Here is a 10,605-nt window from a genome sequence, read left to right as displayed (position 1 = left end):
CCGCTGAATAGCTCACCCTTCCACAACCCGATACCGCGTACTCCGCCCCCCGCCTTCAAGTTTTTCCAGCAACCCCTTCTCCAGCAAATCCGCCAGATGCCGCGTCGCCGTCGCTTTGCTCACCTTCGCTACCGCCTGATACTGCGCGGCGCTGATGCCGTGTTCGAAGCCCTTGGCGCCGCCGTCCAGCAGTCGATTGAGCACCTTCAACTGTTCCGCCGACAGCGGTGTCAAACGATGCGCCTGCCAGAACCGCGCTTTGTTCAGCACGCGATCAATGGTTCCCAACGCCTGATTCATGGCCGCCAACAGCGTTTGTAGAAACCACATCAGCCATTCAGTGATATTCACCGTACCCTTCTGACTCTGTTCCAGGATGCGGTAATAGCCTGCGCGGTTGTCGAGAATGCTGGCGGACATGGCGTAGAAGCGGATCGCCTGCTGTTCGCCCTGGGCCAGGGCCAGGTCGGTGAGGGCTCGGGTCAGCCGGCCGTTGCCGTCGTCGAAGGGATGCAACGTCACGAACCAGAAATGCGCCACGCCCGCGCGCAGCAGTGGATGCAGCGCGTGCGAGTCACCATTGAACCAGTCGAGGAAACGCTCCAGTTGCGTTTCCAGCCCTTCGCGCGGCGGGGCCTCGAAATGCACTGTGGGCCGGTCCAGTCTGCCGGATACCACTTGCATCGGCTCATCGCCGCGCAACTGGCCTACCCGCAGCGAGCGCTGCGCCAGTGAAGCGTCCTGGTTCGGAAACAGCAGGTTGTGCCAGTGCAGCAGGCGTTCCTGCGTCAGTGGCTGTTCCGGGTGTTGGATGGCATTCAGCATCAGCTCGGCAAGACCTTCGCTACGCGCGCTGGTCTGGCTTGTGTCTACCTCATCCACGCCCAGGCGCCGCGCCAGGGACGAACGCACCGACCCCGCATTCAGCGTTTCGCCCTCGATGGCGGATGAGGTGATGATGTTCTGCAACAACGCATCGAGCATGCTTTGCCGGCTCTGCTCGTCGCCCGCCGCCCCCATCTTTCCCGCCAGCAAGCCTTGCTCATGCACGCACTGGCGCAGCAACTCGCCGAGCTGATCCGCCTGCCAGTGAAAGGCCGGCCATTGCGGTTGTTGCCAGATCCAATGGGGTGTCATGGGAAACCTCTGAGCCGAATACGGAATCTATTCGGCTCATTTTGTGAGCCGAATAAGAAGTGTATTCGGCTCACGCGGAATCACAAGGCCGCTTTTTACGCGTCGAGATCAGAAATCCCAGCGAGTCGTCACCATCACATTGCGCGGGTCGCCGTAGTACGCCGAGTCGTAGAAGCCGATGTTGGTGAAGTACTTCTTGTCGAACAGGTTGTTGACGTTGACGGTCGCCGACAGGTTCTCCGTGAACTGGTAGCGGGCCATCAGGTCCACCAGCCAGTACGGGTCCTGGGTGAATTTCTCGTACCGTCCGGCGCGGTTGTCGTAGCCCCAGTTGTACACCGTCTGCCAGCCGGCGCTCTGCCAGCGCGCGCCGCCGCCGACGGTGAGCTTGTCGAGACTGCCCTTCAGTTTGTAGCTGGTGTAGAAGCTGACCTGATCTTCCGGTTCCCAGGTCGCGACCTTGTCGTCGTCATCGTTGCGGCTGACCTTGTGGGTGTAGCCCGCCTGCAATTGCCAGCCAGGGCTGAGCTCGCCGGAAATCTCCGCTTCATAGCCCTTGGTCTTGGTCTTGGTGCCCACGTAGGAGTACTCGGCGCCCGGCGTGGAGTTGAACAGGGTGTCGGCGATCGGGCGGTTTTCTTCGTGGACTTCGAAGTAGGCGAGGCTCGAATTCAGGCGGCCGTCGAAGAATTCACCCTTGAGCCCGAACTCGTAGTTTTTTCCTTCATTGGGATCGAGCATCTTGCGTGTGCGGTCGCGGTATTGGGTCTGCGGCTGGAAGATCTCGGTGTAGCTGGCGTAGGCGGAGAAGTTGTCGTTGAGGTCGTAGACCAGTCCGGCGTAAGGCACGACCTTGCCACTTTCCTGGGTATCGCTGGTGCCTGTGACCTGGTAATTGGCGATCCGCGAGCCGAGCAACAGGTGCAAGTCATCCATCAGGCTGAAGCGGCCGGTGAGATAGGTACCGGTCTGCCGGGTGGTCTCGTCGTTGATCTTGGTCGGCTGGTTCCACAGCGGTTCGATGGCTTCGCCGTGCCATTGGTAGAAGTCGTAGGAGTTGTCGAAGTAAGTGGCGTTGGAGAAGTCCTTGCCCTTCCATTTGGAAATGGAAAGAGACTGGCCGATCACCAGCTCGTGTTCACGGCCAAACAGCTCGAACGGCCCGCTGGCGTAAGCGTCGAGACTGTCGCTGGTGGTTTCGCCGGTGTACTTGCGGGCGTAGATCGAACTGGCCGTGGCCGAATCCTGGGAGATGTAGCCCAAGGGCGCGTCGTAGCCGTTTATCTGGTGGTTGTATTGGCCTTTGGCGACCCAGCCATTGTCGAAGTTGTGTTCCAGCGTGGCGAACACAGTGCGGCTGTATTGCTCCCAACTGCTCCATTTCGGGCCGTTGTTGAAGGCGCGGGGCAGGTCGAGTTTGTTGCCGACCGCATCGAAGATGGTGCGGGTGCCGGTCCAGCTCGAACCCTTGGGTTCGCTGTCCTGATAGTCGGCGCCCAGAGTCAACAGGGTATCCGGGCTCAGGTCCACCTCAAGAATGCCGTAGTAGACCTCGGTCTTGCGCGAGTAGTGGTCGAGGAAGGATTTCTTGTCCTGATAGGCCGCCACTGCCCGGCCGCGCACATTGCCGGTGTCGGTCAGCGGGCCGCTCACGTCGATCTGCGTGCGGTAGTTGTCCCAGGAGCCGGCGCCGACTTCGATACTGCTTTTGAAGTCGGACGTGGGTTTCTTGCGAATCAGGTTGATGGTGCCGCCCGGGCCGCCGGCGCCGGTCAGCAGGCCGGTGGCGCCTTTGAGCACTTCGACGCGGTCGTACAGGGCCATGTCCGTCAGCGTCTGCCCGGCCGAGTACTGGGCGTCACGCAGGGTCGGCATGCCGTCGTACTGGAAGTTGACGATGGAGAAGCCGCGAGAATAGTAGTTGGTACGTTCGGTGTCGTAGGTCGAGACCGTGATGCCCGGCGTGTGGCGCATCACGTCATCGATGGCGGTGAGGCCGAAATCGTCCATTACCTGGCGAGTCACCACCGAAATCGACTGCGGCGTCTCCCGCGGCGTCAGCACCAGGCGCGTGGCCGTGGCGATGGTGCCGGGGGTGTACGAACCGCTGCCTTCGGTGATGGTGCCCAACTGGTTCGACGTCACCTCGGTGGCGCCCAGCTCCAGCGCCGCGGACGCCTGGCTCGCGACCAGCACATAACCGCCGTTGCCCTGGCGCTCGGCCCGCAGGCCGCTGTTGCCGAGCAGGCGCGCCAGGCCTTCATCGACGCTGTACGCACCGTCGAGCCCGTTGGTGGTGAGGTTGCGCGTCTGTTCGGTGTCGAACGAAATCGTCACCCCGGCCTGCACGCCGAACTGGGTCAGGGCGTTGCCCAGCGGGCCGGCGCTGATCTGATAAGTGCCCTGGCTTTGCGCCATCGCCTGGGCCGGCAACAGGGCCAGGCCGGGCAGCGTGGCGAGGGACGCACCCAGCACCGCGAGGCGAACCGCGCGGCTTATCTTGGTCGTGGTGGTGAGGGGTGACTGACGCATGGATGATCCTTCCGTTGTAATGGCAGAAACTCGCTGTGATCGCGGCGTATGTCATTGACGGATGAGAATCAAAATCAGCAAGGTCGCGGACAGACTATTTGCAACAGCGGCTCAAACCGCCTCGATGCTGACCCAATAGCGCGTCAGATAACGGACTTGTACCGGTAGGGTCCGCCCCAGGTTTTCCAGGATCGTATCGCTGTCGTCGACGCGGAACGCGCCGGAAATGCTCAAGTCCCGAACCGCTGCCGCACACCGCAGCACCCCGGGGCGATAGCGCTCCAGTTCCGCGATGAAGTCGCCCAGACGCCAGTCGTTCACGCTGAGCATGCCCTGCGTCCAGGCGCTGGCGCCGGAGGGCAGCGCGCTGACCGCCTCGACGTGCGCAAAATCGAACCTCGCCTGCTGCCCGGCGCTCAGCCGCGACACCCGGGTGGGTTCGTCGAGCGGACGCAGCTCGACCGCGTCCGCCAGCACGCCGACCCGCGTTCGCCCGTCCAGTTGCCGCACGCAAAAGCGTGTGCCGAGGGCGCGCACGCTGCCGTCGTCGGTGTGCACGATGAACGGGCGCTGGGCCGGGTCCTTGGCGGTCTGGATCATGATCTCGCCGCGGAACAACCGCACCAGCCGCTGCTGCCCGTCAAAGCGGATATCCACCGCGGAATTCACGTTCAGGTGCAACTGCGAGCCGTCTTCCAGTTGCAGCGCGCGGCGCTCGCCGAAGCCGGTGCGCTGCTGCGCGAGCATCGCCCGGTACGGCACCTGCTCGCTGGCCAGCCAGGTGCCGCCGACGGCGATGAGCATGCCGAGCACCTTCAACACATCCCGCCGCTGAGCCTGCGCCGCGCTCAAGCCGGAGAGGGCGGCGTGCGGAGAGACTTGCGTCCACTGCTGCTGCAGCAATTCCACCCGGGCCCACGCCGCAGCGTGCTGGGGGCTGGCCCGCAGCCACGCCTGCCAGGCCAGGGTTCGCGCGTCGTCATGGGCGCCGTCATTGAGCTGCACGTACCAGGTGGCAGCGGCCTCGAGAATCTTGAGGTCCGGCGCGGTGCTCATTCGGGTTCGACCAGCAGCAGGCAGCGGGTCATGGCGCGGATCAGATGATTCTTCACCGTGGTCACCGACACATTGAAGCGCTCGGCGGCGGCCACGTAGGTCAGCCCTTCAAGCTGCACCGCGAGAAAAATCTCCCGCGTGCGGCTGCCCAGCTCATCGAGCATCGCGTCGATCGACATCAGCATCTCGATGATCGACAGCCGTACCTCCGGCGACACCTCCACCGGCTCGGGCCGCAGCGCCAGGGCTTGCAGATAGGCCTGCTCGATGGTGCGACGGCGCGACTTGTCGATCAGCAGCGAGTTGGCGATGGCGCTCAAATAACCGCGGGGCTCGCGGATCGGCTCGGCATTGCGCGCCGTCATCACCCGGATGAACGTGTCCTGCGCCAGGTCGGCCGCATCGGCGGTGTTGCCCAGGCGAACCCGCAACCAGCCCTTGAGCCAACCGTTGTGCTCGCTGTACAGCCGATGAAGCGCCGAATGATCAAGTGCCGACATGGGGAGGGTGCCAGGACGTTAATGGTAATCGGTCGCATTATCTTGGCGAGGGGTGTTGTGCGCAAGGGGTGAATTTCCTTGCGCCGAGGCGGACCGCACAAAGCGGACCGGCGGTTCAGGAGGCGGACGGCGGCCCGCTCACCTCAACCATCCCGGCCTGCTCCGCGCTGGCCGACAGCTTTTCGAGAAAGCGCATCAACAGGCTCTCTTCAGCGCGCAGCCCCTTGCGCGGCGTGGCCTGGCGCAGGCTGGCCAGTTCTCCGGCATGAAACGCCTGAAACAGCGCCGGGTGGATATAGCACTTGCGACACACCGCCGGCGTATTGCGCAGCTCGGCGGCCACTTCCCCGACCATCGCCACCACATGCTTTTTCGCCGTGGTTTCAGGCTCCCATTCCAGCTCGCGCAGCAGCGTCAGTGCCAGGGCGCTGCCGGCCCAGGTGCGATAGTGCTTGGCGGTGAACTCGGCGCCGGTCAGCTCGCGCAAGTAACTGTTGATATCGCTGGACGTCACACTGTGGCGCTCGCCGTTTTCATCCAGGTACTGAAACAGTTGTTGCCCGGGCAACTCCAGACAGCACTTGATGATGCGTGCCAGGCGCCGGTCATTCACGCTGACCTCATGCTCGATACCGCTCTTGCCGCGAAAGTGAAAACGGATCGTGCTGCCGCTCACCTCGACATGACGATTGCGCAGCGTGGTCAGCCCGTAAGAGCGGTTCTGCTCGGCGTACCGGGCGTTACCGATGCGGATCAGCGTGTCATCGAGCAACTGGATCACCGTGGCCAGCACCTTTTCCCGGCTGTGCAGCGGCAGGGCGAGGTGCTGCTGCAAGGTTTCCCGCAGGGCCGGCAGCGCCTTGCCGAAGGCCAGCAGACTGGCGTACTTGTCCGCGTCGCGCACCTCGCGCCAGCGCGGGTGATAGCGGTATTGCTTGCGCCCCCGCGCATCGCGGCCGGTGGCCTGCAGATGCCCGTTCGGGTCGGCGCAGATCCACACATCCGTGTAGGCCGGCGGCACCGCCAGCGCATTGATGCGCGCCACGACCTTCGCATCGCGGATGCGCTCGCCCTGGCTATCGAAGTACGCGAACTTGCCGCGCAGCTTGCGCCGGCGGATGCCGGGCAGGGTGTCGTCCACGTAATGCAGACCGGCGGGAAGGGCTTGGGGATCGCTCACGTCGAGGGCCTGTGGGGTTTGGTGGGTGATACTGGATTAGCCCGGTTTGTGGGGGATTTAGTTCCGCGTGTTTCAGCGGGACGGTTCGGGGGCAGGGTGTTCTTGCCTCGCTGGGGGATGGGCTGTAGGCTTCCGCGGTCGCTGCGTATCAGCGATCGGGTTTGGTCGCCCGGCTTATCAAAAATGCAAAAGCTGTCTTTCACGAATACGGTCGCTTCGCGTCCGTAGGCCCGTGCTATGGCGGCTGTGCGCGGGAGGCATTCGTGCCTGCTGGGTTTTGCCTTTTTGTCCCGGTCGACCAACCCGCGTACGGTCGTCACCAATCTGTTTGGTCGCAGGTTGTGATGGCTTCATCGACAGAAAAGGAAATTCATCATGAAGAAGATCGTTCCAGATCCACCGCAGGCCTTCCTCGGCAAAACGGCCGCCCTGGTCTTTGGGCAATGCGACGCCGGCCATCCTCCCTTGTTCACCGTCCGCGCCGACATAGACGCAGAAGACGCCCTGGTCCACGCCTCGCTACTCATGCAAGGCATCTACGACACCCTCCAGCAAACCTTTGAAAGCGCAGACCTGCCCATCAGCAACGGGCTCCTGCTCGCGCCGATGCATTCGGCGGAAATGGCGAAAGGATTGGTGGATGCAGTGTTGGACGGGATTGAGATGAGGCGGTTGGGGGTGAGTGGTTAAAAGCGCTGTGTGAAGGAAGAAGGCTCACCGGGAGGTGGGCCTTTTTGTTTGAACGCAGAGTGTTCCGATAAACCCGAGAGAATGGGCTGCCTGTCGATGGTGTTCTGCGTGATTACATTGAGCGCGAAAAGACCCTTACCGCGCAGCTTGAATGGGCTGTGAAAGAAGCCGATGCGGGCAAGCTCGCCACCGATGAGCAAGTAGCGCCCTGCGTGCTCGCCGCTGGAGCCAGAAGGCAAGTTCAGTGGCTGGAGAAAACTGTTCCAACTGGACGACGAAGCCTCCTGCCTCTCCTTTGAAACGCCAAGTTCGCTGATGATTTCGTGGAAGCCATTTTCGCCAGCTTAGGCAAACCGCTGTAACTCAGTACGTTTCACCTCTCCCTGAGCACCGTTAAAACCATCACGACTTCCTCGGTGACATAGCCGGTGACTTCCCTGGTGGCGAGGTGAAAGGCAAGCGTCAGTGGATGCCAAGGAAAAAGGGTACCGGTCCATTTTCCCCAGAAACCGAAAAATAGCGCTACTCAGCGGTTGGGACAGAGGCAAGATTTGGGACTCCATACCGTTCTTTTAGAATTTCCGTCACGATGTTGACCAAAACGCTGATCGATGGAGCCACCATGCGTATCGTCCAAGATTTTCGCTCAGACGAAATCCTCAGGCTTGAGCATCTTCTAGAGGGCTTCAACTATACCGTCTGGATAAATACCTACGGACCTTTTGACCTAAACAGAACAATTGAGGAGCAACTGTCCCATTCCATTGGCAAGGATGTAGCTATTGGTGGCCAGTCTTGCGTGACTGCAAACGAAGCTCGCAGCGAGATTGCAGAGCAACTGCTGCATCCGGGAGATGGCGGCTATGGACCAATAGAATTAGAAGCAAAACGCTCAGAAATTCTGATGCTTCTAGAGCTTCTATTAACGCGTGTTAACTTCGATCAAGCTAGCGTTGTTACTTCATTCAGGATCACTAAAGGCCATCCGGCTTATCCAGTGTTCTGGGAGTTTTCCTTCGATATTCATGCCAATGGGAAGCGTTGGATTTTGATGGGTAGCAGCAGCGACTAGGCTGATGGGGCCTAGTTTCTAACTCCGTTGTTCAATCTCAATCTGCTGCCAATGATCGCTTCTGGAACAAAAAGCAAAAGGGGATAGGGTATGGACGAATTCTCTATTGCCAATAGCAACTGCTACCGTCAAGCGGGACGCTTCAAATGCCGAAAGGGATCGGCTGGCTCAATACAATTTTGTCTTGTATCGATGGACAAACATATTGCTCATTTGGAGCATAGGTCGGCATCAAGATCATATGGAACGGCGAAAAGCCACCTGTGACCGAATCCGTGTGAATCCCAGGCCCCCATTGGGCCGCGAGCATTACATGAACAGCGGCCATTGCCTCTATGACGAATCGAAGTTGGGCCTGTTCAAATCTCCCCTCTCGATCATGCTTAACGGCGTTATAGGCGGAATACCATTCTAGGCTCTGAGATGGCTTAGCCGTATCCCAGTGTTCGAAAGGCGCAATGGTTCGATAACCAAAGTAATTCTTTAAGGTAACCCGCCAATCTTTGAGGCGTAGGACTGGGACAAGCTTTATGTAATCCTTCGTCGCAGGCTTGAATCTTACGGGAGGGTTTGCCATGTTTTGTTGCAGTACGCTCTTCCATTGCGACTCGACTTCGGTGCACGCAAGAATTAGCAGTTCCCGAGCGCGGTGCCCGAAGCACTGATCATTTGTGCTGCTAGGCTCGATATATCTAAAAAACTCGGCCAGACTGCTGAAGAGGCTAGTCGCGGCAACCGTTGCTTGCATGCGTGATGAGTAAGTTGGCGGCGACGACACAGCGCCTTCATAACCCCCGAAACCAGGCGATTTTGGAATGCCTCTCCAGACTCTTGGATTGAAAAATCCAATGGGGGTGAGGAGCTCTGAAACTGAATTTAAATCAACCTCTATTCCACGTGCCGCAAAATTCCATCTTGCAAGGTTGTGTAGTTCTGGAAAATTGACGTCATACAAATCTAGATTATGACGGGCTGCGACCGAAAACCCATGGAGTTTGGACATCTCTGTAGCCACGCGGGAGTAATGAGGCAGAAACATAAATGGCACCCCCTCATCGTTCTCCCAAAAGGCACCAAACGTCCTGTTTTTATCTTCGAACACGTAGACGGTCGTCATAGTCGTCCTTCTGCCTTTCTATAGAGGTTACCTACGTAAAGAGTATAGGGGGCTATTCCAGTAGTTGGTGCTCAGAAAGAAGGGACAACAAAAATACTTTTGGTTTTTTTCGCTATGGGAGAGAAGGTAGAAAATAGCACAGATCTATTTTTCTCCCGGAAACAACCAGAAAGGGGATGGGCCCATCTAAGCTACTCTTATTGGCGCTGGCTGCCACCGAAATCTGACGGAGCACCAAAAAGAAAATCGCCAGAAGGCGGGCTTATCGGGGGGCAGAGATTTTGAAAGCCTTCTCTGGAGTCTTATATGGTGGTACCAAGAGTCGAACGGGCTTATAAAACTTTGATAGAAATCAGTTTGGCCAGTACAAAGAAGAATATCCCTATTTGTATCATTTTTCGCTTCCACCGTTTAGGTGGACGGCCACAAACTGCTCCCAGTCTCAGATTAACTCTCGCCCATCTCTATCGCAAATCTAGTGATCTGCTAGCTGGAGTAAATGCGCGTGAGACTACCATGGCGCTACTTTCTATTTCTGGGGTGATTTCTGATGTCGCATAGATTAGTTGGAATTGGTATTTATAGTTAGCGCACTCTTCAATAATAATTTTTTGTAAATTATGGCTTCTGTTTTTTTCCATGCCGCCATCGTCAATCCCGTCCAAAATCATTAATCTTGGAACTCTCATCTCAGGAATTTCCAAGCTGGTCGTTAACAAGGCTAAGTGAAATATGTGTCGTAAAACTACCGCTGAGCTTTCCGAAAAGTTCCTAGAACCATTTACATAAACAGAATTCTCTTCAAAGTCAAATTTTACTGATTCGGTATTTATAAATTCGACTTGAAGTGGTAGATCTTTTTTTAGAAGTCGAATTACATTACTTTCGACGGCTTTGGCGACTTCTAGCTTTCGACTTTCTTGAGCTAGCTCAAGAGATTTAATTGTATCGTTGAGAGAGTTTTGCTCCCCCGAAAGCTTATCGCGCTGAGATTGCAATTCTTTGATTATCAACGAAAGCTTCTGTTTTTCGTAAGCTTGCTTGATTTCTTCATCAAGCGCTCCTAGTTCTCGAATCTTTTGTTCGAGAAAGATCTCGGCATCGCTTGACCAGATTTGGAAAAAGGGGACAGATTTATTTCTCGCCGGAGATCAATGGACGGCTGATCCAAACACTGCCCCTTAAGTCGCGTGCACTCCTGAATTCCAACGGAACTCCAAAAACGAAAAAACCCGCCAAAAGGCGGGTTTTTCGGGGGTTCCAGAGATGTTGAAAGCCTTCTCTGAACCCTTATATGGTGCCGGCACCAGACGAACGGTAA

The 10,605-nt window shown here is 57.9% G+C and carries 9 protein-coding genes and 1 pseudogene; 3 read left to right on the top strand and 7 right to left on the bottom strand.

What is annotated here, in order from left to right; translation table 11 throughout:
• Nucleotides 1-12: 12 nt before the first annotated feature.
• From NTD88_RS07405 to NTD88_RS07385, 5 genes are all read right to left on the bottom strand, one after another.
• Nucleotides 13-1,137 carry a Fic family protein gene (locus tag NTD88_RS07405; protein ID WP_262153853.1) on the bottom strand — a complete coding sequence of 375 codons (1,125 nt, stop codon included), beginning with the start codon at nucleotides 1,135-1,137 and terminating at the stop codon, nucleotides 13-15.
• A gap of 108 nt (nucleotides 1,138-1,245) precedes the next feature.
• Entirely contained in the window at nucleotides 1,246-3,669 is a 2,424-nt protein-coding gene (locus NTD88_RS07400) for a TonB-dependent siderophore receptor (protein WP_262153852.1), read from the bottom strand.
• A 111-nt stretch (nucleotides 3,670-3,780) separates the two neighbouring features.
• A complete protein-coding gene (locus NTD88_RS07395; protein WP_262153851.1) occupies nucleotides 3,781-4,725 on the bottom strand; it encodes a FecR domain-containing protein in 945 nt (314 codons plus the stop codon).
• The gene (locus NTD88_RS07390; protein ID WP_262129796.1) at nucleotides 4,722-5,225 is read right to left on the bottom strand and encodes a sigma-70 family RNA polymerase sigma factor; all 504 of its coding nucleotides are present in this window, start codon (nucleotides 5,223-5,225) and stop codon (nucleotides 4,722-4,724) included. Before NTD88_RS07390 ends, NTD88_RS07395 begins: the two co-directional genes overlap by 4 nt.
• A gap of 115 nt (nucleotides 5,226-5,340) precedes the next feature.
• The gene (locus NTD88_RS07385; RefSeq protein ID WP_262153850.1) at nucleotides 5,341-6,405 is read right to left on the bottom strand and encodes a DNA topoisomerase IB; all 1,065 of its coding nucleotides are present in this window, start codon (nucleotides 6,403-6,405) and stop codon (nucleotides 5,341-5,343) included.
• Nucleotides 6,406-6,780: 375 nt separating this feature from the next.
• On the opposite strand from NTD88_RS07385, the gene NTD88_RS07380 reads away from it, so the two are divergent.
• The 3 genes and pseudogenes from NTD88_RS07380 (at nucleotide 6,781) to NTD88_RS07370 (ending at nucleotide 8,167) form a co-directional block, all read left to right on the top strand.
• Nucleotides 6,781-7,095: a DUF3077 domain-containing protein gene (locus NTD88_RS07380; protein ID WP_262153849.1), complete on the top strand. Its 315-nt coding sequence runs from the start codon at nucleotides 6,781-6,783 to the stop codon at nucleotides 7,093-7,095.
• Nucleotides 7,096-7,196: 101 nt separating this feature from the next.
• A pseudogene (locus NTD88_RS07375) lies at nucleotides 7,197-7,411 on the top strand (hypothetical protein); the annotation flags it as partial.
• 306 nt (nucleotides 7,412-7,717) lie between these two features.
• On the top strand, nucleotides 7,718-8,167 hold the full coding sequence (locus NTD88_RS07370) for a hypothetical protein (protein WP_262153848.1): 450 nt from the start codon (nucleotides 7,718-7,720) through the stop codon (nucleotides 8,165-8,167).
• Nucleotides 8,168-8,309: 142 nt separating this feature from the next.
• On the opposite strand, the gene NTD88_RS07365 is transcribed toward NTD88_RS07370, so the two are convergent.
• Nucleotides 8,310-9,284 (bottom strand): hypothetical protein, encoded by a 975-nt coding sequence (locus NTD88_RS07365; RefSeq protein WP_262153847.1) that lies wholly within the window; start codon nucleotides 9,282-9,284, stop codon nucleotides 8,310-8,312.
• 464 nt (nucleotides 9,285-9,748) lie between these two features.
• Nucleotides 9,749-10,297 (bottom strand): hypothetical protein, encoded by a 549-nt coding sequence (locus NTD88_RS07360; protein WP_262153846.1) that lies wholly within the window; start codon nucleotides 10,295-10,297, stop codon nucleotides 9,749-9,751.
• Nucleotides 10,298-10,605: the final 308 nt, after the last annotated feature.

The organism is Pseudomonas sp. 20P_3.2_Bac5 (assembly GCF_025466035.1).
Lineage (GTDB): Bacteria > Pseudomonadota > Gammaproteobacteria > Pseudomonadales > Pseudomonadaceae > Aquipseudomonas.
This window is presented reverse-complemented; position numbering and strand designations above follow the sequence as displayed.